The sequence below is a fragment of the Pseudarthrobacter sp. Hb11 genome (assembly GCF_059383655.1).
Window position 1 is genome coordinate 630506 of record NZ_JBWZCM010000001.1, and the last position, 25273, is coordinate 655778.

Here is a 25273-nt window from a genome sequence, read left to right on the forward strand (position 1 = left end):
CCCCATTTTCACAGATCGGCCGGTCACTTGCTAACCGCCTCAGCCCAGCATGGCCCTGCGCGCACTGTCCGTCCGCTTGGCGGCATTGCCGATTCGAACGTCAGCGGCAAGGGTGGTGGCTCCCGAGGTGCCGCACAGGACCGGGTTGAGCTCCACCAGGGCAATCTCGGGGTGGTTGTCCTTGAGCCAGGCGAGGCGACCGGCCAGATCCTCCAGGGCCTTGACGTCCACCGCGGGCAGGCCCTGGTAGCCAAACAGTTTTTGGGCCGCCCGCGGTCCCCGGATGAAATCGTCGACGTCGGCCGCGGACAGCGGCGGCACCCGGTGAGCCCAGTCGTCCAACAGGTTCACGGCGTCCCCGGCGAGCCCGAAGGAGATGACCGGACCCAGCAGCGGGTCCTCGATGGCCCGGAAAGTGCAGGCCTGGCCCACCGGAGCCATGCTCTGCACTTCCAGCGCGGGATCGCCGTAGTTCGAGAGCACGCGCCGCATCTGCAGCACGCTCACGCGGAGCGATTCGGCATCCTGAATGTCCAGCCGCACGCCACCGAGGTCCAGCCGGTGCCGCAGGGCGGGATCGGTGGTCTTTAGCACCACTGGCCACCCCAGGGTCTCGGCCGCCTCAACTGCCTGGTCCGGGTTATCAAAGCCCACGGAAGGCAGCACCTTGATCCCATAGTGGCCGAGCAGGGACGCTGCTGCCGCCGGGTCCAGCTTCTTCAGCTGTTCGCCTTTGACATCCTGGAGCAGGGCTTCAAGTTCCGCCCGTGCCAACTCGGGTTTGCAGCCTTCGGGTTCCACAAAGTGCCCCTGGTCGCGGGACACCCACTCCGAATAGCGCACTACGGCTGCGAGCGCAGCCACAGCGGCCCCTGGATTCGAGAAGCAGGGAACGGCGCGTTCCGAAGAGCCAAGCATTCCCTCCACCGAAATGGAGGGGTCCAGGATGCCGGTGAACGCGGCCACCACAGGCTTCCCGGCTGTTGCCGAACATTCGGCCAGGACTTCGGCGATGCTGTCCACTGTCAACCCGCGTGCGGGGAGCACCGCCGCGACAGCCGAGTGGACGGCGTCAGACTCGAGCGTTTTGAGCAGGCTTGCCCTCAGGGCGGGAAGCGCGACTGACTGTCCGGCGTCGAGGTCCACGCCGGACACCAGCTGCTCGACAGCGAGTCCCTGGGACGATGCGCTGTCGGCCACCACCTTGCCCAGCGCCTGGGAGTTGCTGAAGATGGCAAGCCCCGGGCCGGCCGGGAGCGGCTGACCCGAAACCACCTGGGCGACATCCACCAACTGTTCGATGGTCTCCACCCGGATGACGCCGGACTGGCGCAGCATCGCGTCCAGCGCCCCGGACGGTGCCTGGGTGGTCCGGACGGCGTGCCCGGGCGGCAGCCGCAGCCCCATGGCGTCGGACTTGGCGACGATCACCGGTTTTGTGCGGGCCAGCCGGCGGGCCAGGCGGGAAAATTTGCGCGGGTTGCCGATGGATTCAAGGTAGAGGCCCACGGCGCTTGTCTCGGGATCGTCCTCCCAGTACTGCATCATGTCGTTGCCCGAGACGTCGGCCCGGTTGCCGGCCGACAGGAAAGTGGACAGGCCCAGCCGGCGCCGGCTCGAGGCAGCGTAGAGGGAAACACCGATGGCAGCCGACTGGCTGAACAGGCCCAGTTCCCCCCGCAACGGCAGGGTGGGCGCCATTGAAGCGTTCAGCGACACCTCGGGGCTGGTGTTCACGACCCCCAGGGATGCCGGCCCGATGACTCGCATGCCGCTTGCCCTGGCCTGGCGCACGAGGTCCCTCTGGCGCAGCAGGCCGCGTTCGCCGTCGTCCGCGAAGCCTGCCGAGGCGACCACCAGCCCCCTGACGCCCGCTGCGGCGCAGTCCGCCACCACTGCGGGGACTTCTTCGTAGGGGACGGCGACGACGGCCAGCTGGACGGGATCCGGAACCTCGGACAGCTTGCCGAAGGACAGCATGCCGGCAAGTTCCAGCGCTTCAGGGTTGATCGCGTAGATGGGGCCGCGGAAGCCGCCTTCAATGATGTGCTCCAGCAGTTGGTAGCCAACGGTCCCCCATTTGCGGCTGGCACCGATCACGGCAATGGACGACGGCGTCAGCAGGTCCCGCACGCTCCTCGCCTCCGCGCGGTGTTCCCGGGATTCCATCACGGCACGGGATTTTTCCGTGGGGTCGATGTTGAACTCGAGGCTGATGACGCCGTCGTCAAAATGCCGCCGAACGTCATAGCCCGCTTCTGAAAAGACCGTCAGCATCTTCCGGTTCTCCGGCAGCACCTCGGCGCTGAAGCGGCGGATCCCGTTTTCGTGGGCAGCGGCGGCGAGGTGCTCCAGCAGGATGGAGCCGATTCCCCTGCCCTGGTGGGAATCAGCGATATTGAATGCCACTTCCGCTTCCGTGGGATCATTGAGCCTGTCGTAGCGGCCGATGCCCACGATTTCGCCGCGGATGGTGATGACGAAGGCCACCCGGTCCTTGTAGTCCACTTCGGTGAAGCGCTTGAGCTCCTTGCTGGACAGGCGTGCCTTGAACGCGAAGAAGCGCATGTAGATTGAATCCTGCGACTGCCCGATGTGGAAGGCCTGGACAGCGTCCGCGTCAGAGGGATGGATCGGCCTCAGGTGCGCTGTTCCGCCGTCGCGCAGTACGACATCGGCTTCCCAATGTTCCGGATATTCGCCGTCCCCGGGCTGATCCACCATAGGCTTAGCCTAGCCAAAAACTTCCGCAGCACCGCAGCTCGCGCACAATAGACCGATTGCACAGTACCCAGAAGGATTTACCAACCCCATGGCCCGCCGCCAAAGTTCTGCCCCCGCTGTGGATGACAGCTCCCCCTACACGGAGAACATCGTGGACATCGATGTCACCTCCGAAATGGAAGGCTCGTTCCTGGAGTACGCGTACTCGGTGATCTACTCCCGTGCACTTCCGGACGCGAGGGACGGACTCAAGCCCGTGCAGCGGCGCATCCTCTACATGATGAGCGACATGGGTTTGCGGCCGGACCGCGGCCACGTGAAAAGCGCCCGTGTGGTGGGCGAGGTCATGGGCAAGCTGCACCCGCACGGTGACACTGCCATCTATGACGCCATGGTGCGCATGGCACAGGACTTCTCGCTGCGGCTGCCGCTGATTGACGGGCATGGAAACTTCGGCTCGCTCGACGACGGCCCGGCGGCCCCGCGGTACACGGAGGCACGCCTCGCGGCTGCTGCCCTCACCCTCACCAACCACCTCGATGAAGACGTGGTGGACTTTGTCCCCAACTACGACAACCAGCTGACCCAGCCGGACGTCCTGCCGGCGGCGTTCCCCAACCTGCTCGTCAACGGCGCCACCGGGATCGCCGTCGGCATGGCCACCAACATGGCCCCGCACAACCTGGTGGAGGTCATCTCCGCCGCCCGGCACCTGATCGCCAACCCGGACGCCACACTGGATGACCTCATGCGCTTCGTCCCCGGTCCGGACCTGCCCAGCGGCGGGCGGATTGTGGGGCTGGACGGCATACGTGATGCGTACGCCACCGGACGCGGTTCCTTCAAGACGCGGGCCAAGGTGGAGGTGGAACAGCTTTCAGCGCGCCGGACCGGCCTGGTGGTCACCGAACTCCCCTACATGGTGGGCCCGGAAAAGGTCATCGAGAAGATCAAGGATGCCGTCAACGCGAAAAAGCTGACGGGCATCAGCGACATCGTGGACCTGACGGACCGCAAGCATGGCCTGCGCCTGGTCATCGAACTCAAAAACGGCTTTAACCCCAACGCGGTGCTCCAGCAGCTCTACCGCTACTCGCCGATGGAGGACTCCTTCGGCATCAACAACGTCACCCTGGTGGACGGCCAGCCGCAGACACTGGGCCTGGTGCAGTTGCTGACCGTGTACGTGAACCACCGGATCGACGTGGTGCGCCGCCGCACCGTGTTCCGGCTGGGAAAGAAAAAGGACCGCCTGCACCTGGTGGAGGGCCTCCTGATCGCCATCGTGGACATTGACGAGGTCATCCAGATCATCCGGTCCTCCGACGAGGCCTCGGCCGCCCGGGCCCGGCTGATGTCCATCTACGACCTCACCGAAATCCAGGCGAACTACATCCTGGAGCTGCGGCTCCGCCAGCTGACCAAGTACTCGCGGATTGAGCTGGAGAAGGAACAGGACGAGCTGCGCCGGGAAATTGCGGAGCTGGAGGCCATCCTCGGCTCCGAGGAGCGGCTGCGCAACCTGGTATCCGACGAACTGGGCGCCATCGCCGAAGAGCACGGCACCCCGCGGCGGACCGTATTGCTCGAATCCGAAGCAGTGTCCCCCACCATCGCCGCCGACCTAGCCTTGACCGCCGGGAAGAAGGGCAAGGCCGCCCCGCTGGCTCTGGAAATCGCCGACGATCCCTGCTGGGCCATCCTCACCACATCCGGGCAAATAGCGCGCACCAGCAACAGGGAACCGCTGGCCGAGGCGGGGCCCAGGGCCAAGCATGACGTGTACACCTCGGTGGTCAAGACCTCCGCGAGGGGCGAGATTGCCGCTGTTACCTCCCAGGGGCGAATGCTCCGCCTGCAGGTGATGGACATGCCGGTCCTGCCGCCGGTCTCGGGCCTGCCAAACCTTGCCGGCGGCGTTCCTGCCAGGGACTTCATCACCCTGCTGAAGGGGGAAACCCTGGTGGCCTTCGCCCCGCTCGACGAGGTCCTCGCCATCGGCACAGCCCAGGGAGTGGTGAAGCGGGTCCAGCCGGACTACCCGCTGAACCGGGAGGACTGGGAAGTCATTGCGCTGAAGGACAAGGACGTTGTGGTGGGAGTGGCCCCCGCGGGAGCGGACGACGCCGAACTGGTATTCCTCACCAGCCAGGCCCAGCTGCTGAAGTTCGGGGCTGCCGTTGTGCGGCCGCAGGGACGCACGGCCGGCGGCATGGCAGGGATCAAGCTTGCTGCCGATGACCGCGTGCTCTTCTTCGGGGCCGTCCAGCCCAAGGATGAGGCTGCAGTGGTGGTGACGATCGCCGGCACCACGGGCGCCCTGCCCGGCACGGCGCCGGGTACCGCCAAGGTGACGGCGTTCTCCGAGTACCCGGCGAAGGGACGCGCCACCGCGGGAGTCCGGGCACACCGGTTCCTGAAGGGCGAGGACACCCTGCTGCTGGCCTGGGCCGGCCACGGCCCGGCGAAGGCGTCATCTGCCGCCGGGGTGGCGCGGTCCCTCCCCCAGGAGCACGGCCGGCGTGACGGTTCGGGTGTCCCGCTGTCCCAGCCGGTCGAAGTGGTGGGCCCTGCCATGGCCTGGCCTGATCCCGCTTAGACTGCTTCCATGCCTATCGTTCCTGATGAAAAGGACTGGACCTGGGTCCTGACCCGTCCATGCCCGGAATGCTCCTTCGACGCCTCCACCGTGACGCCTTCAACAGTCCCCGGCACCATCGACAGCATGCTCCCACGCTGGCGCGCAGTACTCCGGCGTCCTAACGCCGCCGAGCGCCCGGACGACCACACCTGGTCCGCCCTGGAGTACGCCTGCCACGTCAGGGATGTGTTCAGCCTCTTTGACCAGCGGCTTAACCTCATGCTGGATTCAGACGACGCCCGGTTCGACAACTGGGACCAGGACCAGACGGCTGTGGACAAGGACTACGCCAATGCGGACACCGCTGTGGTCAGCGCCGAATTGACGGCTGAAGGGAAACAGGCGGCGGAGTCCTTTGCCGCCGTCCGCGAAGCAGAGTGGGGACGCAAGGGGCTGCGCAGCAACGGCTCGGAATTCACCGTCCTGACGCTGTCCCAGTACTTCCTGCACGACGTCATCCACCATCTTCACGACGTGGACGGCTGATCCCATGCTCTGAACCCGCACGCCTGGGCTCTGCTCCGAACAAGCGAGCTCTCAGTAGGCGTGTTCCATGGCCGGCGCCAGCACCAATCGCGCATCCTCGGGCTGGATGTCGGCCGGGTTGTGGGTCACGAGTACCACGGTGCGGCTGCGCAACCCCTGCCGCAGGTCCGCCAGCATGGCCCGTGCCGATTCCGCGTCCAGGTGGGCCGTTGGCTCGTCCAGCAGGATCACCTCGGCCCCGGTCATGAGGGTGCGGGCCACCGCCAGGCGCTGACGCTCCCCGCCGCTGAGGAACGCTCCGCCCGGGCCGATCCGGGTGTCCAGGCCCGCCGGCAGCCGCTCCAGCAGGCCGGTCAGGCCTACCGACGCAAGAGCAGCCAGCATGTCGTCGTCGGTGATTCTTCCCCGGCCGGCTGTTCCGGGGGCAGGCCGGCCCAGCTGCAGGTTCCCACGGATCGTTGAATCAAAGAGGTGGGCTTCCTGCGGGCACCAGGTGGCCCGGCCGGTGACGCCGATCCGGCCCGCGGCAACCGGCAGGAAGCCGAGCAGGACCGACAGCAGGGTCGACTTCCCCGAACCCGAGGGACCCGTGATGGCGAGCCACCGCCCGGGCTCCGCCATGGCGTTCAGCCCGGAAAACACCGGAGCACCCCCGGGCCAGGCCGCTGAAAGGCCGTGCAGTTCGACGCCGGGAAGGCCGCCCGGGCGGGCAGGAACGGTCTGGAGACCATCACCGTCGGCCGAGCCGGAAACATCGCGTACGCCTGCCTCCCGCTTGCTTTCCGCCAGAGCCCCGGACTCAGCGACGCGCTGCATGACTGTCCGCAGCGCAGGAAACTGGCGCACCGCCGTCGTCATCGCTGCGAAGGGTTCCACCAACGCCAGGAGCAGCAGGACCACTACGGCAGCCGTCGCCGGGGCGAGCTGGCCTGCGAGCACCGCAGGGCCCGCCAGCGAGGCGGATGCCAGGGCCGCGGCTCCGCAGGCTGCGGTGGTGAGTGCCTGGCCCAACCCGTCAGCCCAGGCCGAACGCTGGGAAGCCCTGGTGGCTTGACGGTCCTCGGCGCGCAGCTCGTCCAGAACGCGGGCAGCGGCGCCGTTGGCATGCAGTTCTGCCCGGGCGTCGAGGGCAGCCGACACGCGGCGCAGGACCCCCGAGCGCAGCAACTGCTCCGCCGTCGCGGACCTGCGGTCGCCCCAAAGGGCCACTGCCGGGGCGATCAGGAGGCCCGCAACGCTGGCGGCGATCACGGCAGGAAGCGCGGCCGGGACCAGCAGTGACGTGGCTACCAAAGCCACTGCGGAAACCGCGAGCGCTGTGACCGGCGGCAGGACAACGCGAGGCAGGAGGTCGCGCACGGTATCGACGTCGTCAATCACCGTTCCGAGGACGTTGCCGCCCTGCAACAGGCGGCGGAGCGGCAGTGCGCGCCGGCTCAACGCCTCCCACAGCCTGCCGCGCAGGCGGGTCAGTGCCGCGAACACGGCGTCGTGCAGGAGGAGGCGCTCACAGTACCGGAGAACAGCCCGGCCGATCCCGAAGAACCGGACGCCAACAATCGCGGTCAGCAGGTACAGGATGGGCGGCTGCTCGCTGGCGCGGATGATGAGCCAGCCGGACAGCCCGGACAGGGCGACGGCGAAGACTGCCGCCAGCGTACCTACCAGGGCCGCGGCCGCGAACTTGCCCTTCACCGGCGCCAGGAGGGCTGCGAGCAGGTGTGCTGGGCTGGATTTCCTGACGCCAGCCATGGCGCCGCCATCCGCGGCAGCCATTGCATTGGCGGTTATGTCCGGCTTGCCGGCAGTCGTCGGACTGCTGGAGGGGGCGACACCAGCATCCGAGGCCGCAGCTGCGTAAGGCTGAACAGTATCCGCGGGCTGTGCAGCCGTGGCGGTCAGGCCGTGTCCATCCACGGGTACCAGGTGTTCCGCGAGGGCGCGGGTGCGTTCCTCATGAGCCACCAGGATGACCGTCACCTGTCCCCGGAGTTTCGCGATGGCGTCTTCCACCAAGGCTGCCGACTCGTCATCCAGGTGTGCCGTAGGCTCATCCAGCAGCAGGACGGTGGCGCCGGCCGCGATCCTTGCCAAGCCGCGGGCCAGGGCAACGCGGCGCAACTCCCCCGGGCTCAGCTCTGCGGGGTGCTTCGCGGCCAGGTGTCCGGCTGCAGCGCGGAACAGGCAAGCCCGGGCAACAGCTTCCATCTCCTGGGGCCGGTGTTCAGTGGATTCCGTGGCGGAGTGGCCGCCCAGGTAGAGCACGATCTCATCGAGGACCGTCTCCGCCACCATGACCGGATGCTGCGGAACCCAAGCGATCCTGCTGCGGTCCATACCGGTGATGGTGCCGCTGACCGTTGTGCCTGCACCGTGACCGATAGTCCCGGCGAGAACCCCCAGCACCGTGCTTTTGCCGGCGCCGCTAGGCCCGTCCAGGGCAGTGATCCTGCCCTGGGGCGCGCTGAAGGTGAGGGGGCCGACGGCGGGCCGGGACCTGCCGTCGTAGCGCACCGTCAGCCCGCTGACAGTAATGGGAGCACCGGGCTTGCCCGCCTTCGCAGCGGGAAGCGGCTGCGGCTCAGGCGCCTCCGTGACTGCCGTCGTCTCGGCGAGCGCCACCCGGCCGTCGTCGCTGGCATGGTGTGCGGTCCCCATTTCACGCAACGGAAGGTAGCAGTCCGGCGCCAGGATCAGGGCCAGGAGGCCTGCCTCCAGCGGCATGTCTCCGTGGACCAGGCGGACACCGATGAAGACAGCCACCACGGCCACGGAGATGGTGGCAATGAGCTCAAGGGCCAGCGCCGAAAGGAACGCGGTCCGCAATGTTCCCATGGTGCGCGCGCGGTACTCCTCTGAGATTTCCTCAAGTGCCCTCCGCTGGGCAGTGGCGCGCCCCAGGCCCACCAGGACCGGCAATCCCTTGGCGAGCTCCAGCATGTGGGTGGAGAGCCTGGCGAGGGAGGCCTGCGCGTGGCGGACATTGTCCTCGGTGTACCGGCCGATCAGCACCATGAACAGCGGCACCAGCGGGACAGTCAGGACCACGACGACTGCACTGACCCAGTCTGCAAAGAGGATCCGCACCCCCACCAGGAGCGGGATGGCGGCGCAGTTCACCAGCGCGGGCAGGAACTGGGTGTAGTAGCTGTCCAGCGCATCCAGTCCGCGGGTGGCCAGTACGGCCAGTCCGCCGTCGGCCGGACCCGTGCCGCGGACACCGTTGCGAAGCGCCCTTTCCAGCAAGCCGGAGCGCAGTTCCTCCTTGATGCCCAGCGCGGCCCGGCGGGCCGCGACTGCCTGCCCCCAGACGGTCAGGGACCTCAGCACCACGCCGGCCATGCCAACGGTAATCTGGTCCGCCCAGCCCGGGTTGCCCGCCGCGAGTCCGGCCAGTACCGAGGCCACAGCCTGGCCGATCAGGACCAACGACAATGCCTTGAGGGCTGCGAGGAGCCCCAGCCAGTAGATGGCTGAACGCGTTGCCGGGCCAGCCGGGAAAGTTGGACGCATGTCAGCCCTTGGTGGTGAAGGCCCTGGCGGCGATGGCCGGCAGGAAGCTGTGGGCTTCCGGAATGTGTGCAGCACTGACCCGCCGGCGGAACACCCAGTAGGTCCAGGCCTGGTACGCGATGACCAGGGGCAGGCCGAACGCCGCCACAACACTCATAAGCCCCAGAGTGTAGTCCGAGGACGAGGCATTGGAAACGGTGAGATCGAAGGCCTCGTTCAGCGTGGAGGGCAGTACCACCGGGAACACGGCGCCGAAGATGGATGCCATGCCCAATGCAAGGAAGGCTCCCAGCGCGATAAATGCCTTGCCCTCCGCCCCCTTTCGCCCCATGGTCCAGGCGGCAGCTGCCGCGGCAACCGCCAGCAGGACCAGCGCCCAGGTCCACGGCTTGCCTTCAAGGAACTGGATGCTGAGTGCCCAGCCGGCAATCGGCAGGAGAAGGGCGGGGAGCAGCCGGACGAACCCCTTCCGCGCGCGGTGCCGCACGTCGCCGTCGGTCTTTAATGCCAGGAAGGCGAGTGCGTGCACCAGCGAGAACCCCACCACGGCCAGCCCGCCCAGCACGGCGTAGCCGCTGAACCAGGCAAGCGGCCCGCCTTCACGGTCCCCGTTGGCGTTCAGCGGAAGGCCGGTGGTGGTCAGGGCCAGCGCCGCGCCCACGCCGAAGGCCGCGAAAAAGGACCCCAGGGCAATGGCCCAGTCCCACCGGGTCCGCCACTGGTCCGTGTCCACCTTGCCGCGGTACTCGAAGGCCACGGCCCGGAAAATCAGGGCAACCAGGACCACCAGCAGCGGCAGGTATAGGGCGGAGAACAGCGAGGCATACCAGAGCGGGAAGGCGGCAAAGGTTGCTCCGGCGGCGGTCAGGAGCCACACTTCGTTGCCGTCCCAGACCGGGCCCACGGTGTTGAGCAGGACGCGGCGCTCGGTATTGTTTCGGGCGAACAGCTTCATCAGCATCCCGACGCCCAGGTCAAAGCCCTCAAGGAAGAGGTAGCCGGTCCACAGCACCGCGATGGCGATGAACCAGATGGTTGGCAGCAGTTCCATTCTTCGTTTCCTCTGCTCTTCGTTGGCGCGGACTAGTAGGCGAAGGCGAGGACGTCGTCGGCGGGTTTTCCGCCGCCCTGGCCTCCCTGGCCGGGGGTGGCGTCCTCGTTTTCGTCAACGGGTGCGTGAACCAGTTCAGGCATGGCGGACACCACGCCGCCCCGGATGTACTTGACCAGCAGTTTCACTTCCACCACGAGCAGTACGCCGTAGATGATTGCCAGCGTGACGAGGGACGCCAGCAGCTCCCCTGCGGTGACGCCCGGCGACACCGCCGCGGCGGTAAACATAAACACCTGGTCGATGCCGTTGGGATCAGGGTTGGGCGCCACCACAAAGGGCTGGCGGCCCATCTCGGTGAAGATCCAGCCGGCAGCGTTGGCTCCGAACGGGGCAAGGATTCCGAAGACGGCGAGGCGCATCAGCCACCTGGATTCGGGCACGGTTCCCTTGCGGGTCAACCACAGTGCCACCAGGGCCGCCAGGGCGGCGATCCCGCCGAAACCGATCATCATGCGGAAGCCCCAGTAGGTGACCTCCATAACGGGAAGGTAGTCGATTTCCTGGCCGGCGCGCTCGCCGTAGATGGGGTTGTCCGGCAGATGGGTTCCGTAGGCCTCCTTGTACTGGGGCAGGAGGCTGTTGACGCCCTGGACCTCGGTGGTGAAGTCGCCCTTCGCAAGGTAGGACAGGATGCCGGGGACCTCGATCAGCGCCACGATGTCGTCGCAGTTCTGCGAGCCCAGGTTGCCGATGCTCAGGACCGAGAAGCCGGTGCCATCGTGGCAGGCAGCTTCTGCGGCCGCCATCTTCATGGGCTGCTGCTCGAACATCAGCTTGCCCTGAAGGTCTCCGGTAAGGGCGGTACCGGCAAAAGAGATCATGGCCACCACGGCGCCGATGCGCAGGGACCGGATCCAGACTTTGTAGTCGTTTCTGTCCCGGCCGGGGACGTCCGCTGCCTCACCTGCGATTACTTTGCCGTCGGCACCCACGGTATCGACGCCGTCGCGCCGCCTGCGCCACAGGTGGTACCAGGCGATGCCAAGCAGGAAACCGCCTGCAACGGCGAGGGCGCCGAACAGTGTGTGGGGAACTGCGACGAGTGCGGTGTTGTTGGTGAAGACTGCCCAGGCGTCGGTCATGACGGGCCGGCCATCGATCATCTCCACCCCTACCGGGTGCTGCATCCAGCTGTTGGCCACGATAATGAAGTACGCGGAAAACACGGAACCTATAACGGCGATCCAGAGGCAAGCGAGGTGGATGCCCGGCTTCAGCTGCTTCCAGCCGAAGATCCACAGGCCCAGGAAGGTGGACTCCACAAAGAAGGCCAGGAGCGCCTCGAGTGCGAGCGGGGCCCCGAAGACATCGCCCACGAAGCGGCTGTATTCGCTCCAGGCCATTCCGAACTGGAACTCCTGCACGATGCCGGTGGCCACGCCCATGATGAAGTTGATTAGGAAGAGCTTTCCCCAGAACTTGGTCATCCGGAGATATTCAGGTTTTCCGGTGCGGTGCCAGGCAGTCTGGATCACTGCCACTACCAGCCCCAGTCCGATGGTCAGCGGGACCATCATGAAGTGGTAAACGGTGGTGATGCCGAATTGCCAGCGTGCGATTTCCAGAGCGTCCAAAGCGTCCAAGGCGGTCCCTACTGTCAGCCGATGCAGGTTTTCTACGTTCTGTAGAAACCCTAACTTCTACAAAGTGTAGAACAACGCGGGGGCGGTGTAAAAACGTGCTGCTTCTCCCTCGACGGATGCCTTCCGGGCCGCGGCCGCTCCTGTTCTACCCAATGTAGAAAGTGAGGCGGAATCGAGGTAAATTGGTTCCTGTAGGTGAAACACACGCATGGAGTCACCGCCGCCTTGCGGCTGCGGTGCGGGGAAACAAAGGAAAAGTGCAATGGCGAGTCTTGGTGAACTGGAACGGGCAGTGATGGATCTGCTCTGGGCGGGCCATGAAGCAGCCACCGCGAACACTTTGCGGGACCGGCTCGCTCAGACGTCGGCGGGCCAGGACGGGGCTGCCGGGCACGAAGGCAAGGAACTCGCCGTCACCACGGTGCTCACCGTGCTGTCCCGGCTGGAGAAAAAGGGTCTGGTGGAACGCGAACGCGGCACCCGTCCGCACCGTTACCAGGCAGTGTCCAGCCGCGAGGACCACACGGCCGAACTGATGCACGAGGTACTGGGGTCGGCCCCGGACCGCGAGGCCGTGCTGGCACGATTCATCGGATCCGTTTCCGAAGGTGAAGCCGAGACTCTGCGCAAACTGCTTGGCCACCTCTAACGGACCATGTTCTGGGCCTCATACCTGCTGGCGGTCCTTGCGATAGTCCTGGCGTGGCCGGTACCTATCCTCCTCTCGAGGGCGCAGTGGCCCGCGCGCTCCCCTTTCACGGCCATGGTGCTGTGGCAGGCCATTGCACTGGCCGGCGGGCTGTCCATGATCGGGGCCATGTTGGTGTACGGACTGGAACCCATCGGCGACAACCTCCTCGCCGGCCTCCGGTCCCTTGCGGGGATGGTGCTGTATAACGCGCCGACTACTGCACTGGGCTTCTGGCACATCTTCGCGCTGTCCGCCGCGGCCCTGCTGACGGCCCACCTGGTATTCACTCTCTTGCTGACGTATTACAAGATCGAACGCCAGCGGCGGCGCCACCGCGAACTCCTCGCGCTCCTGGCTTCACCATCCGCCGAAGGGACCGGGACACTGGTCATCAACCACGATTCGCCCGTGGCGTACTGCCTTCCCGGCGGCGCGCGGTCAGTGACGGTGCTGTCCGACGGCCTCATGGCAGCGCTTGAGCCGGCCGAACTCCGGGCTGTCCTGATCCATGAAAATGCACACCTGAGCCAGCGGCATCACCTGCTGCTGTGGGCCTTCGCCGCCTGGCGCCAGGCGCTCCCCTGGCTGCCCACCACCCGCCTCGCCCAGGAGTCCGTCAACTCCCTGATTGAGATGCTTGCGGACGACGTCGCCCTCAGGACCGAAAGCAAGGCCACGCTTATCAAGGCCATCGCTATTGTGGCCAGCGGATCCCCCGGGGCTGCCCGTGACGCCGAGCTTCAGTCCGGCGGGCCAGGCCTTCCCCTTGCCGGCATCGACTATGCGGCAGGAACGTCCGGCTCGGACTCGGCCCGCACCACAGCCTCGCGCGTCAGCCGGCTGCTCTCCCCCCAGCCGCAGCTGCCCTCCCCGGTCCGCAGCCTGGTGCTGGGCGGCTGCGTCCTCCTGCTGGCGCTGCCCACAGCCCTGCTCGTGGTGCCGGGCCTGCTGGGCTGACACCCGGCGTCGACCGCCAGCCTCTCCGCGTCCCGCCGGCGTTCTGCGGGGCCCTTTTCCCCGCTGCCGTCCCCGTACTTCCGCGGTCAGGCGTCGATGCGTTCCCGGTCCAGGCTGGCTGCGCCGGCGATGATGAAATCCTTGCGCGGCGAAACGTCCGAACCCATCAGCAGGTCGAAGATCTCCTCCGCCTGCTTCGCGTTCTCGATCCCCACCTTGCGGAGGGTGCGGTGCCGCGGGTCCATGGTGGTCTCGGCCAGCTGCTCAGCGTCCATCTCGCCCAGACCCTTGTAGCGCTGGATGGGCTCCTTGTACCGTTTGCCCTCCTTCGCCAGCCGGGCGAGCAGCACGTGAAGCTCGGCCTCGGAGTAGGTGTAGATCATTTCGTTGGCCTTCTGGCCGGCGTTGATCACTTCCACCCGGTGCAGCGGCGGCACGGCGGCAAACACCCTGCCCTCCTCGATCATGGGACGCATGTAGCGGAAGAAGAGGGTGAGGAGGAGCGTGCGGATGTGCGCGCCATCCACGTCTGCGTCCGTCATCAGAATGACCTTGCCGTACCGGGCGGCGGAGATATCGAAGCTGCGGCCTGATCCGGCGCCCACCACCTGGATGAGGGCAGCGCATTCGGCGTTCGAGAGCATGTCCCCCACCGAGGCCTTCTGGACGTTGAGGATCTTGCCGCGGATGGGCAGCAGGGCCTGGAAGTCCGAGGACCTTGCCAGCTTGGCGGTTCCCAGCGCCGAGTCGCCTTCCACAATGAAAAGTTCGGAACGTTCGACGTCGTCCGTGCGGCAGTCAGCGAGCTTGGTAGGCATCGAGGAAGTTTCCAGGGCATTCTTGCGCCGTTGGGTTTCCTTGTGCACGCGGGCCGAGATGCGCGATTTCATCTCGCTGACGATTTTTTCCAGGAGCAGCGCGGACTGCGCTTTGTCGTTCCGGTTGGCGGACGTGAGCTTGGCGTTGACCTCCCGTTCCACCACCCTGGACACAATGGCGCGCACGGCTGACGTGCCGAGGATCTCCTTGGTCTGGCCTTCAAACTGCGGCTCGGCCAGGCGTACGGTCAGGACGGCGGTGAGGCCGGCGAAGATGTCGTCCTTTTCGATCTTGTCGTTGCCGGCCTTGAGCTTGCGGGCGTTGTTCTCCACCGCTTTGCGGAAAGTCTTGACCAGGGCCTGCTCAAAGCCCGACTGGTGGGTTCCGCCCTTGGGCGTGGAGATGATGTTGACGAAGCTGCGGACCGTGCTGTCGTAGCCGATCCCCCAGCGCAGCGCCACATCAACTTCGCAGTCGCGCTCCACCTCGGCGAGCTGGCTGTGCCCCCGTTCGTCGAGTACGGGAACCGTCTCCTTGAACTTTCCGGAACCGTGCAGCCGCCACACATCGGTGACGGCGGGATCGGCAGCAAGGAATTCGACGAACTCGGAGATGCCACCGTCGTGATGGAAGACCTCCTCATGGGGGCCGGCTTCGCCGGGTGTTCCCGGGACCTTGCGCTCGTCGCGGACGGTCAGCTTGAGGCCGGGCACCAGGAAGGACGTCTGGCGGGCGCGGGCGGCGAGTTCCTCATACGAGAACTTGGCATCCGGGGTGAAGATTTGCCGGTCTGCCCAGTAGCGGATCCTGGTCCCCGTGACGCCCCGCTTGGCCTTGCCCACCACGTCCAGCACCGAGTCGTCCACGAACGGGGTGAACGGCGCGGCCGGATCAGCCTTTGAGCCCGTGTCCTTGAAACGGCCCGGCTCGCCGCGGCGGAAGGACATCTTGTACGTCTTGCCGCCGCGGTCCACCTCGACGTCGAGGCGGGAGGACAGCGCGTTGACCACGGAGGCGCCCACGCCGTGCAGACCGCCTGAAGCGGTGTAGGAGCCGCCGCCGAACTTGCCGCCGGCGTGGAGCTTGGTGAAAACCACCTCAACGCCGGTAAGGCCCGTCTTCGGCTCCTTGTCGATGGGGATGCCGCGGCCGTCGTCGTGGATTTCCACAGAGTTGTCCGCGTGGAGGATGATCTTGATGTCGTGGCCGAATCCGGCAAGTGCCTCGTCCACCGAGTTGTCAATGATTTCCCATAGGCAGTGCATCAGGCCGCGGGAGTCAGTGGAACCGATGTACATGCCGGGGCGCTTGCGGACGGCTTCGAGGCCCTCCAGCACAGACAGGTGCCGGGCAGTGTAATCAGAGCTTGGTGCCACTGGTGATGAACTCCTTCAGGGACGGAAAAAGCGGGCTGAGGTCGCTCCTCCAAGGGTAGTCGGCCCGGCATGGCAGCTCCGACTGCCACACCCGGGGCAGGGTGTGCCCCGCGCCACTGGCGCGCTTTCCGGGGGACGTGCGCCTGTCTTGATTCATTCTTGCGGCTACGCGCACAGCGAACTTGCCCCATCCTTGCGATGGTTTTGTTACGAATGCTGGTTATATAGACGTACTGATCTACTAAGGAGGCCGACATGACAACAGCAGTGGCAGACCGCACACTCGACGCACTGGACCGGTGCGATCGTTGCGGAGCCCAGGCATATGTCCGGGTTGTACTGGAGTCCTCCGGCGGTGAGCTGCTTTTCTGCGGCCACCACGCCCGTGCCGTTGAGGCAACGCTCAAGCCTTTGAGCTCCGACTGGCACGATGAGACGGGGAAGCTTCACGAGAAGGCTGCCGTAGAAATCGACTAGCTTTTAGTGAAGTTGTTGGGACCCTGCCGGAAGGCGGGGTCCCAATCTCTTTAAGCAGACCGAACAATTGAGGGCACCAGCCAAAAAGCGGCCCGCCGGCTACCGTGCCCGTCATGGGCGCGGCGGCGGGCGGGCCGCTTTTGTTCTGTCCTGCTTCTAGTCCAGGTAATCCCGCAGCACCTGCGACCGCGAGGGGTGGCGGAGCTTGGACATGGTCTTGGATTCGATCTGGCGGATACGCTCGCGCGTCACTCCGTAGACCTTGCCGATTTCGTCTAAAGTCTTCGGCTGTCCGTCGGTCAGGCCGAACCGCATGGCCACAACTCCGGCCTCGCGCTCCGAAAGCGTATCCAGCACGGAGTGGAGCTGCTCCTGGAGGAGCGTAAAGCTCACGGCGTCAGCCGGAACCACTGCCTCGGAGTCCTCGATGAGGTCGCCGAACTCAGAGTCGCCGTCCTCGCCCAGAGGCGTGTGGAGCGAAATGGGCTCGCGGCCGTACTTCTGGACTTCCACGACCTTCTCGGGAGTCATGTCCAGTTCGAGCGCCAGTTCTTCGGGCGTGGGTTCGCGGCCGAGGTCCTGCAGCATCTGGCGCTGGACGCGGGCCAGCTTGTTGATGACTTCAACCATGTGCACCGGAATACGGATGGTGCGCGCCTGGTCAGCCATGGCACGGGTGATTGCCTGGCGGATCCACCAGGTGGCGTATGTGGAGAACTTGAAGCCCTTGGTGTAGTCGAACTTCTCCACTGCACGGATGAGGCCGAGGTTGCCTTCCTGGATCAGGTCCAGGAACAGCATGCCGCGGCCGGTGTAGCGCTTGGCCAGGGAGACCACCAGGCGGAGGTTGGCCTCCAGCAGGTGGTTCTTGGCGCGCTTGCCGTCGTGGATGATGAACTCAAGCTCGCGCTTGTACTTCGGATCCATGGACCCGTCGTCGGCGTTGATCTTTTCTTCGGCAAACAGTCCGGCTTCGATCCGGAGTGCAAGGTCCACTTCCTGCTCGGCGTTGAGCAGGGCAACCTTACCGATCTGCTTCAGGTAGTCCTTAACGGGGTCGGCCGTAGCTCCGGCGGACATGACCTGCTGGACAGGTGCGTCGTCGTCGTCAGCGTCCGAGTAGACGAAGCCTTTGCCCGAACCGGTTGCTCCCTTGACGGGATCAGCTTCGGCGTCCTCTTCAACGACGTCGGGTCCGTCGAGGGCGCTATCGTCGGGCTCCTCCTCGACGTCTTCTACTTCGTCGGCGTCCGATTTCCCGGCGGCCTCAGCGGCGGCCTTGGCGCCAGGCTTTGGTCCGCGCTTCTTGGGCGCGGGCTTGCCGTCCGCACCAGCTTCACCGGCAGAAGCCTTGTTGGCTGCCCGCGTGGCGGCCCGCTTGGCGTTTGTTGCCGCCTGCTTCTCCTCGGCGGACAGTTCGTCCTGGGCGGCGGGGTCCTTCTTCGTGGAAGACGGGGTCACAGAAAACCTTTCTAGCGGTGGTCTGTGGAATCGCCATACGGGCAACACCACTATGACCCTGTCAAGTCCGTGGTGAAAACCAAGCGCCACCACGGCCGGCAGAGTCTATAAATAGAACTGCCGGAGCGGCCGCAATGTTCCCGGAAAGGGTTCATTACCAGCACTTGATACACGGACCCAACCGGGTCTCGGCAACCATTGTCTCACGGTTTCCCCAAATACGGCCTAACCGGCCGTTCCTGCCGCCCTCACTTCAGGCCGCGTCCGGTCCGAACTTCTGCCAGGCAGCCTCCTTCCGCGCCGCCCAGCCGCACAGCGTACCCCGGCGGACCAACTCGAGCAGCAGCTCCGCAAGCCGGTAGCCGGGCTCTATTTCAAGCGCCTCCCCCAAGTACGCGGCCGAGTACGAGCCCCGCCCGCGGCACCAGGCAATCCAGCCCCTCCCCGTCAGGGCAGCCGCTGCCGAGGGTCCGCCAAGCAGGGCGAGGTGCTCCAGGACGAGATCGAGGGCATCAAGACTGGGCCATTGCGGAACTGCAGGATCATGCCCCATCAGGACGTTTCCGTAGCCAGGAGTTCCAGCCTGATGGCCGGACATCAGCAGGCCTTCGGTGCAGAAGTCAGCTGCCGCGAAGGACAGGGCATCAGGCGCGTCCGCCGCTGATGGCACTTCATCCGGCCCAATCTGTTCCGCCGCAGGCGTCATTGGCTCCAGCCGCGCGTCATCACTGAAGGTCCCGAACTCTTCGGCCCCGGCTGCTGCCGCGGCTCTGCCGGCCGCCGCCATCACCAGGACAGCGTCGCGCCAGGCGGGCACCAGGAGCGTTGCCCGAAGGAAAGCGTCACGGTGCACCGAGAGCCGTTGCAGGTGCTCGGCCGGCCGGGCGAGCATCGCCTCCCACTGTCCCAGCACCGCGGCGAACTGAGCCCGGCTCTGCCGCCGAGGGTCCAGCCGGGCCGACCACACGGCCTCCGCCTCCAGCACAGCCGCGCCGTGGAGTCCCGGAACGGGGCCGGCCGGGTGCCGCTGGTCGGGGGCTGGTCCTACGCTGCTTCCCCGGAACACCATCTCAGTGTTGAGCAGGCTGTCCCGGATTTCCTGGATGGGACGCGCCGGCGGGCAGCCGGCGGAGCCGGTGCAACGGGCGTCCCGCCAGTACTGGTCCCCCACATACCAGGCGTCCCTGACCGGCATTCCTGCCTCACCCAGGGCCAGTTCCAAACCGTCGAGCAGTGCGTCGTAGCAGCCCGGCCCCGCCAGCCAGCCATTGTTCGTAAAGAGGGCCAGCAGGGTGCCGTCAGCATTTTCGTCTGCCTCCAGGTACCCGCACACTGTCCGGGCGAAGATGGTGGGATCGGCAAGGACATCCTGCCCGGGAAGATCCAGCCGCAGCGTGGCGCCGAGCCTTTTGCCCTGCAGCGTCATGGCCACAAGGCTCCGCGACGGCCAGTATCCCAGCGAGTGGGGAATGAAACAGAGGATGTCTTCCGGGCCGCGGACTGTGAGGCGTTCTGGAGGTGTCATGGCTCCAGCATTCGCCGAAGACGGGCTCTTCGACAGCGCTGAATGCGCTAAGTGGACAAGGTGCAGCTATGTGGATAAAGCCGGCCCGTGGAGGACCAGTCAGTCGTCCGGAGCCGCCGCACGGCTCCGCCGGGCAAGGTTCTCCCGGCGCTGGCGGGCCAGCGCGCTGCGGAGGGGCGGGACAACAACACCCTGGGCGGCCATCTGCCTCCGGACCTTGCGGCGGCAGACCAGCACGGCTGCGGTTCCGAGGCCGAGCAGCAGGAACTGGACACTCAGTGCAATCCGGAACGGGTCCAGCCCGTACAGGACTCCGTTGGAGAAGCCGCTGGCATACAGCAGGTCCAGCACCAGGCCAATCAGGAAGATCGCGATCAGCGCGGCGATGAATCCGCCCACGTTGACGATGCCCGTCGCGGTGCCGATCCGGTGCGCCGGGTTGAAGGTGCGGGCGAAATCGAAGCCGATCATTGAGCCGGGCCCGCCGATGGCCAGCACCACCACCAGTCCCGCCAGCAGCCACAATGGCGAACGCCCCGGAGTCAGCAGGACAGCGGCCCAGGCTCCGGCCGTGGCAGCGGCGATCAGCAGGACCATGGTTGAGCGCCGCAGCGGGTGGCGGGAAACGAAGCGGCCAATAAACGGTCCCACTGCCATGGCGGTGGCCACATAGAGGGCCATGAGGGCGGCCACCGTTCCGGCGTCGAGTCCCTGCCCGGAAAGAAGGAACGGGTAACCCCAGGTCATCGCGAAGACGGTGCCGCTGAACTGGATGGTGAAGTGGCTCCACAACCCCAGCCGGGTCCCCGGCTGGCGCCAGGCACGGGCGAGGGAAGCTCCGGTTGCCTTCAGCCCCTGCTGGGCCTGCGGCCGCGGGGCACCGGGCGGCACGTCCTGCAGGAGCAGCAGGACCAGGACGACGGCGAGTCCCGACATCCCGGCGAGCATCAGGAACGCGGGGGTCCAGCCGGAAGCGTGAAGGACGAAGGCGAACGGGATAACACTGAACAGCTGCCCCAGCTGGCCGGACATCCCCGTCAGCTGGGTCACCAGCGGCACCCGGGCGGGCGCAAACCAGAGCGGGATCAGGCGGATCACCGAGATGAAAGTCATGGCGTCCCCGGCGCCCACCAGGACCCTGCCGGCCACGCCGCCGGGCATACTGTCGGCGAAGGCCAGCTGGAGCTGGCCCAGCCCCATCAGCACGGCACCGCCGGCGATCATGGCCCGTGAGCCGAACCGGTCCACCAGCAGGCCCACGGGGATCTGGAGGCCGGCGTAGACCAGCAGCTGGAGGACGGTGAAGAACGAGATTGCCGACGCACTGGCGTGGAAGCGTTCGGTGGCCTCCAGGCCCACCACCCCGAAGGACGTGCGCTGCGAAACGGCTACAAGGTACCCGAAGATGCCAACGGTCCAGATCAGCCAGGCGCGGGGTGCAGTCACCTCTTCATTATGCCCGGACGGCCGTGCCGGCCCCGGCAGCAACCCATTCCACCTGCCAGCCCGCCTGCTGGCCGGGGTCCAGAACCCCCGGACCCTAGTGGCCGGGGTTCTCGCGTGCGAGGTAGGCCTCTACGGCAGCGCCCAGGACGTCCGCGTTGGGCAGCTCGTCATTTTCGTCCGCAAGGAGCGAGCGGCGGACCGTGCCTTCGGCCTTTTCGTCGTACCGGGTCTCGAGGCGGGAAACCACCTGCTGGACTTCCTCGGAGTTATCAATCTGCTCGGCAATCTGGCGGCTGACTTCCCGGCCGGCTTCGCGGAGCCGGTCCGAGGGAAGCATCAGCGACGTGGCGGCACCCAGGTATTCAAGGCCTGCGACGGCGGCAGTGGGGTATTCGGCCTCGGCAAGGTAGTGCGGCACATGAATGACGTAACCGGCCACGTTGCGGCCTGCCTCCACCAGGCGGAGCTCCAGGATGTGACCCACCGCTGCGGGGACTTCCACGGTTGGCTTCCACACGGAGATGCCCTCGATCAGTTCAGGCCTGTTACCGTGCACCGTCACACCCACCGGACGGGTGTGGGGTACCGGCATGGGGATGGAATGGATCCAGGTCACCAGGTTGACGTCCAGCTTCTCCACAATGCCCACCACGGCACGTGCAAACCGTTCCCACTGAAGGTCCGGTTCAAAACCTGCCAGCAGGAGGAAGGGATTACCCAGCCCGTCGATCAACCGGTAGAGGGCGAGCCGGGGCTCCTGGTAGTCCTGAAGGTGGTCTTCGACGAACGTCAGGTGCGGCCTGCGCGACCGGTAGTCGATCAGCTGGTCGGCATCAAAGACTGCGACCGGCTCGGCGTCGAGCGTGTCCAGCAGTTCCGCATTGATCTGCTTCACCACGTGCCCGGCGTCGGCGAATCCGGTGAAGCCCATCACCAGGTTCAGCCCACGGAGGGCAGGGCTGTGGAACAGCTCGATGTTGCTTGCATAAAGCGCATCGGGGTCCAGCAGGGAGCCGGAAAACCGTTCAAGCACGGCGTGTTCCTTTCATCGGTGCGGGGGTCATCTTTTACAACGCCGCAGGACAGCCGCACATTCCTGCCGCTGGTGTGGCGCACCTCTCAGGAAATACACCGGCTCGGGCGGGGACGGGCTACGATCGGAACTGGCCTGCCAGACGGGCTTGCAGACACCCGGACCGCGTCCCGAACGATTGCATCCGGGCATCCATGGCAGAGCGCCGAACATGCATCCCTGCCCGAACATCTCTCGAGAATTGAGGACTGATCCCTGTGGTCAAGAATACTGAAATCAACCTTAGTACCCTCTCAAGGGACCTGAAGAAGAGCCCCAGTGACGCAGTGGTCATAGGTGTGGGAAAAGGCACTGACGGGCCGGTCCTCCTGGAGAACCCCCTCACGGCCAAGTCCGCAGAGGCCCTCGCGGGCTCCCTCAAGTCCCTGGGCGTCACGGGCGCCGCCGACCAGATCGTCCGCCTCCCCGGCCTGCCGGAGACGGGCGCCGGCATCCTGGTCCTTGCGGGCACCGGCAAGGTTTCGGCAGCGGAGCCCCTCACGGGCGAGGCACTCCGCCGGGCGGCAGGTTCAGCTGTGCGCCAGCTTGCCGGCATCGCAACGGTGGTCCTGGCCCTGCCGACGGCGTCAGTTGCCGACGTGGCGGCGGTCGCCGAGGGTGCCGCCCTGGGCGCCTATTCCTTTACCGAGTTCCGGTCGTCAAAGGACGGCCTGAAGGATCCGGTTCGAAACGCAGTCATCTTCACGGAGCACGCCGACCACAACGAAACCGGCGCCGCACTGAAGCGTGCCGCGCTGATCGGCAAGGCCGTCAACGCCACCCGTTCGCTGGTGAACCAGCCGCCCAGCCACCTTTATCCGGAAACCTTCGCCGAGGCCGCGAAGGACCTGGCAAAGGGCCTGCCCGTGAAGGTTACCGTTTGGGACGAGAAGCGGCTCGAAAAGGAAGGCTTCGGCGGCATCATGGGCGTGGGCAAGGGCTCCGCCCGCCAGCCGCGGCTGGTTAAGGTGGAGTACTCCCCTGCCAAAGCGACGTCGAAGATTGCCCTCGTCGGCAAGGGCATCACGTTCGACACCGGCGGCATCTCCATCAAGCCTGCCCTCGGCATGGGCGACATGAAGAGCGACATGGCGGGCGCCGCGGTCGTCCTTAACACTGTCCTGGCCCTCGCCGGACTTGGCCTGCCGGTCAAGGCGACCGCTTGGCTCTGCATCGCCGAGAACATGCCCTCCGGCGCGGCATCCCGCCCGGCGGACGTCCTCACCATGTTCGGCGGTAAGACCGTTGAAGTCCTGAACACCGACGCTGAGGGCCGGCTGGTCATGGCGGACGGCATCGTGGCTGCCAGCCGGGAGTACCCGGACGCCATCATCGACGTCGCCACCCTCACCGGTGCGCAGCTGATCGCCCTGGGCAACCGCACCGCCGGGGTCATGGGCTCCGACAGCGTGACCGGCCCGCTCAAGGCCGCAGCCGACCGGGCAGGGGAGCTTGTGTGGCCCATGCCGCTTCCCGAGGAACTGCGTCCCAGCATCGACTCCCAGGTAGCAGACCTCGCCAACATCGGCGAACGCCACGGCGGCATGATGACGGCTGCCGTTTTCCTGCGCGAATTCGTGGGTAAGGGCAAGGACGGGGAGCAGATCCCTTGGGCCCACATAGACATCGCCGGGCCTTCCTTCAACAACGGAAGCCCCTATGGCTACACCCACAAGCAGGGCACGGGCTGCACCGTGCGGACCTTGGTGGCCTATGTAGAGGACATCCTGGCCGCAGCGGCCTGACTCTTTTGGCCGCGTCCGGTAGCCACGACGGCCCTGTGGTGTGGGGAATGTTCCCTGCACCGCAGGGCCGCGTGACACTGGACACAAGCGCTCCACAAACGCGGCGCCAAGGTGGAGCATGGATAAGTGGTTCGCTAAGGTGAACCACGGTAGTCACAAATGCAAGAGAACCGGCCTGCTGGCATAATCACGGCAGTGTAAGTTCCAAGACCAGATGATGCGCGGAGATCGCGTCATCGTTCACGCGAGGGAGCGTTTAAGTGGCCGATCAGGCAACTGCGCAAGAATTCGACATCCTGGTACTCGGCGGGGGCAGCGGCGGATACGCCGCCGCACTGCGGGCCGTACAGCTTGGCCTTACCGTCGGCCTCGTGGAGAAGGCAAAGCTGGGCGGCACCTGCCTCCACAACGGCTGCATCCCCACCAAGGCGCTGCTGCACTCTGCAGAGCTCGCCGACCACGCCCGTGACTCCGCCAAATACGGCGTGAACGTCACCCTTGACGGCATCGACATCACGGCCGTCAATGCGTACAAGGACGGCATCATCGCCGGTAAGTTCAAGGGCCTCCAGGGCCTCGTCAAGTCCAAGGGCATCACCGTCATCGAGGGTGAGGGCAAGCTCCAGGGCACCGACACCGTTGTGGTGAACGGCACCGCGTATAAGGGCAAGAACATTGTCCTGGCCACCGGCTCGTACTCACGCACCCTTCCGGGCCTGGAAATCGGCGGCAAGGTCATCACCTCCGACCAGGCCCTGACCATGGACTCCATCCCCAAGAGCGTCATCATCCTGGGCGGCGGCGTCATCGGCGTCGAGTTCGCTTCCGTTTGGAAGTCCTTCGGCGTTGACGTCACCATCGTGGAGGGCCTGCCCTCACTGGTTCCCAACGAAGACGCCACCATCGTCAAGAACTTCGAGCGTGCGTTCAAGAAGCGCGGCATCAAGTTCTCCACCGGTGTGTTCTTCCAGGGCGTTGAGCAGAACAACGACGGCGTCAAGGTCACCCTGGTGGATGGCAAGACGTTCGAAGCCGACCTGCTGCTCGTCGCCGTCGGCCGTGGCCCCGTCACCGCCAACCTGGGTTACGAGGAAGCCGGAATCACCATCGACCGCGGCTTCGTTATCACCAACGAGCGCCTCCACACCGGCGTCGGCAACATCTATGCCGTCGGCGACATCGTCCCCGGCGTGCAGCTGGCCCACCGCGGCTACCAGCAGGGCATCTTCGTGGCCGAGGAGATCGCCGGCCTGAAGCCGGTGATCGTTGAGGACATCAACATCCCCAAGGTCACGTACTCCGATCCCGAAATCGCCACCGTCGGCTATACCGAAAAGGCCGCCAAGGAGAAGTTCGGCGAGGACCAGGTCCAGACCCAGGAATACAACCTCGCCGGCAACGGCAAGAGCTCCATCCTGGGCACCTCAGGACTGGTCAAGCTGGTCCGCCAGAAGGACGGCCCCGTGGTGGGCGTCCACATGATCGGCGCCCGCATGGGCGAGCAGGTTGGCGAGGCCCAGCTGATTGTGAACTGGGAAGCCTACCCTGAGGATGTTGCCCAGCTGGTGCACGCCCACCCCACCCAGAACGAGTCCCTGGGCGAAGCCCATCTGGCACTCGCTGGCAAGCCGCTTCACGGCTAG

The 25273-nt window shown here is 66.0% G+C and carries 16 protein-coding genes; 7 read left to right on the forward strand and 9 right to left on the reverse strand.

Annotated features, from left to right (window positions below; genetic code table 11):
* Positions 1-39 precede the first annotated feature (39 nt).
* The gene (locus AC50X7_RS03000; protein WP_494977676.1) at positions 40-2724 is read right to left on the reverse strand and encodes a bifunctional acetate--CoA ligase family protein/GNAT family N-acetyltransferase; all 2685 of its coding nucleotides are present in this window, start codon (positions 2722-2724) and stop codon (positions 40-42) included.
* 88 nt (positions 2725-2812) lie between these two features.
* Here AC50X7_RS03000 and AC50X7_RS03005 point away from each other — a divergent pair, with 88 nt between their 5' ends.
* Together AC50X7_RS03005 and AC50X7_RS03010 are read left to right on the forward strand one after the other, a co-directional pair.
* Entirely contained in the window at positions 2813-5323 is a 2511-nt protein-coding gene (locus tag AC50X7_RS03005) for a DNA gyrase/topoisomerase IV subunit A (protein WP_494977677.1), read from the forward strand.
* 9 nt (positions 5324-5332) lie between these two features.
* Positions 5333-5851 carry a DinB family protein gene (locus AC50X7_RS03010; protein ID WP_494977678.1) on the forward strand — a complete coding sequence of 173 codons (519 nt, stop codon included), beginning with the start codon at positions 5333-5335 and terminating at the stop codon, positions 5849-5851.
* A gap of 51 nt (positions 5852-5902) precedes the next feature.
* On the opposite strand, the gene cydD is transcribed toward AC50X7_RS03010, so the two are convergent.
* Genes cydD through AC50X7_RS03025 form a run of 3 tightly spaced genes read right to left on the reverse strand, consistent with a single transcriptional unit; the run spans position 5903 to position 12052 of the window.
* Positions 5903-9364 (reverse strand): thiol reductant ABC exporter subunit CydD, encoded by a 3462-nt coding sequence (cydD, locus tag AC50X7_RS03015; RefSeq protein ID WP_494977679.1) that lies wholly within the window; start codon positions 9362-9364, stop codon positions 5903-5905.
* Position 9365: 1 nt separating this feature from the next.
* Positions 9366-10415: a cytochrome d ubiquinol oxidase subunit II gene (gene cydB, locus AC50X7_RS03020; protein ID WP_494977680.1), complete on the reverse strand. Its 1050-nt coding sequence runs from the start codon at positions 10413-10415 to the stop codon at positions 9366-9368.
* Between the two features lie 32 nt (positions 10416-10447).
* Positions 10448-12052: a cytochrome ubiquinol oxidase subunit I gene (locus AC50X7_RS03025; protein WP_494977829.1), complete on the reverse strand. Its 1605-nt coding sequence runs from the start codon at positions 12050-12052 to the stop codon at positions 10448-10450.
* A gap of 271 nt (positions 12053-12323) precedes the next feature.
* Here AC50X7_RS03025 and AC50X7_RS03030 point away from each other — a divergent pair, with 271 nt between their 5' ends.
* Together AC50X7_RS03030 and AC50X7_RS03035 are read left to right on the forward strand one after the other, a co-directional pair.
* A complete protein-coding gene (locus tag AC50X7_RS03030; RefSeq protein WP_494977681.1) occupies positions 12324-12710 on the forward strand; it encodes a BlaI/MecI/CopY family transcriptional regulator in 387 nt (128 codons plus the stop codon).
* Between the two features lie 6 nt (positions 12711-12716).
* Positions 12717-13709 carry a M56 family metallopeptidase gene (locus tag AC50X7_RS03035; RefSeq protein ID WP_494977682.1) on the forward strand — a complete coding sequence of 331 codons (993 nt, stop codon included), beginning with the start codon at positions 12717-12719 and terminating at the stop codon, positions 13707-13709.
* 86 nt (positions 13710-13795) lie between these two features.
* On the opposite strand, the gene AC50X7_RS03040 is transcribed toward AC50X7_RS03035, so the two are convergent.
* Entirely contained in the window at positions 13796-15904 is a 2109-nt protein-coding gene (locus AC50X7_RS03040; protein WP_307095408.1) for a DNA gyrase/topoisomerase IV subunit B, read from the reverse strand.
* Positions 15905-16159: 255 nt separating this feature from the next.
* On the opposite strand from AC50X7_RS03040, the gene AC50X7_RS03045 reads away from it, so the two are divergent.
* A complete protein-coding gene (locus tag AC50X7_RS03045) occupies positions 16160-16381 on the forward strand; it encodes a DUF7455 domain-containing protein (RefSeq protein ID WP_142058093.1) in 222 nt (73 codons plus the stop codon).
* Between the two features lie 156 nt (positions 16382-16537).
* On the opposite strand, the gene AC50X7_RS03050 is transcribed toward AC50X7_RS03045, so the two are convergent.
* The 4 genes from AC50X7_RS03050 to AC50X7_RS03065 form a co-directional block, all read right to left on the reverse strand.
* On the reverse strand, positions 16538-17842 hold the full coding sequence (locus tag AC50X7_RS03050; RefSeq protein ID WP_494977683.1) for an RNA polymerase sigma factor: 1305 nt from the start codon (positions 17840-17842) through the stop codon (positions 16538-16540).
* A 253-nt stretch (positions 17843-18095) separates the two neighbouring features.
* Positions 18096-19367 carry a DUF4192 family protein gene (locus tag AC50X7_RS03055; protein ID WP_494977684.1) on the reverse strand — a complete coding sequence of 424 codons (1272 nt, stop codon included), beginning with the start codon at positions 19365-19367 and terminating at the stop codon, positions 18096-18098.
* A 99-nt stretch (positions 19368-19466) separates the two neighbouring features.
* Positions 19467-20813: an MFS transporter gene (locus tag AC50X7_RS03060; protein ID WP_494977685.1), complete on the reverse strand. Its 1347-nt coding sequence runs from the start codon at positions 20811-20813 to the stop codon at positions 19467-19469.
* 94 nt (positions 20814-20907) lie between these two features.
* Positions 20908-21846 (reverse strand): proteasome assembly chaperone family protein, encoded by a 939-nt coding sequence (locus tag AC50X7_RS03065; RefSeq protein WP_494977686.1) that lies wholly within the window; start codon positions 21844-21846, stop codon positions 20908-20910.
* A gap of 257 nt (positions 21847-22103) precedes the next feature.
* Between AC50X7_RS03065 and AC50X7_RS03070 the strand changes: the two genes are divergently transcribed.
* Both AC50X7_RS03070 and lpdA read left to right on the forward strand, forming a co-directional pair.
* Complete coding sequence (locus AC50X7_RS03070; RefSeq protein ID WP_494977687.1) at positions 22104-23630, forward strand: leucyl aminopeptidase; 1527 nt, start codon at positions 22104-22106, stop codon at positions 23628-23630.
* A 260-nt stretch (positions 23631-23890) separates the two neighbouring features.
* Positions 23891-25273, forward strand: a complete 1383-nt coding sequence (gene lpdA / locus AC50X7_RS03075) for a dihydrolipoyl dehydrogenase (RefSeq protein WP_494977688.1) — start codon at positions 23891-23893, stop codon at positions 25271-25273.

What these genes read in the sequence shown, in the direction of transcription:
- AC50X7_RS03000 (WP_494977676.1), bottom strand. Translation starts at nt 2,724, where the DNA reads ATGGTGGATCAGCCCGGGGACGGCGAATATCCGGAACATTGGGAAGCC.
- AC50X7_RS03005 (WP_494977677.1), top strand. Translation starts at nt 2,813, where the DNA reads ATGGCCCGCCGCCAAAGTTCTGCCCCCGCTGTGGATGACAGCTCCCCC.
- AC50X7_RS03010 (WP_494977678.1), top strand. Translation starts at nt 5,333, where the DNA reads ATGCCTATCGTTCCTGATGAAAAGGACTGGACCTGGGTCCTGACCCGT.
- cydD (WP_494977679.1), bottom strand. Translation starts at nt 9,364, where the DNA reads ATGCGTCCAACTTTCCCGGCTGGCCCGGCAACGCGTTCAGCCATCTAC.
- cydB (WP_494977680.1), bottom strand. Translation starts at nt 10,415, where the DNA reads ATGGAACTGCTGCCAACCATCTGGTTCATCGCCATCGCGGTGCTGTGG.
- AC50X7_RS03030 (WP_494977681.1), top strand. Translation starts at nt 12,324, where the DNA reads ATGGCGAGTCTTGGTGAACTGGAACGGGCAGTGATGGATCTGCTCTGG.
- AC50X7_RS03035 (WP_494977682.1), top strand. Translation starts at nt 12,717, where the DNA reads ATGTTCTGGGCCTCATACCTGCTGGCGGTCCTTGCGATAGTCCTGGCG.
- AC50X7_RS03045 (WP_142058093.1), top strand. Translation starts at nt 16,160, where the DNA reads ATGACAACAGCAGTGGCAGACCGCACACTCGACGCACTGGACCGGTGC.
- AC50X7_RS03055 (WP_494977684.1), bottom strand. Translation starts at nt 19,367, where the DNA reads ATGACACCTCCAGAACGCCTCACAGTCCGCGGCCCGGAAGACATCCTC.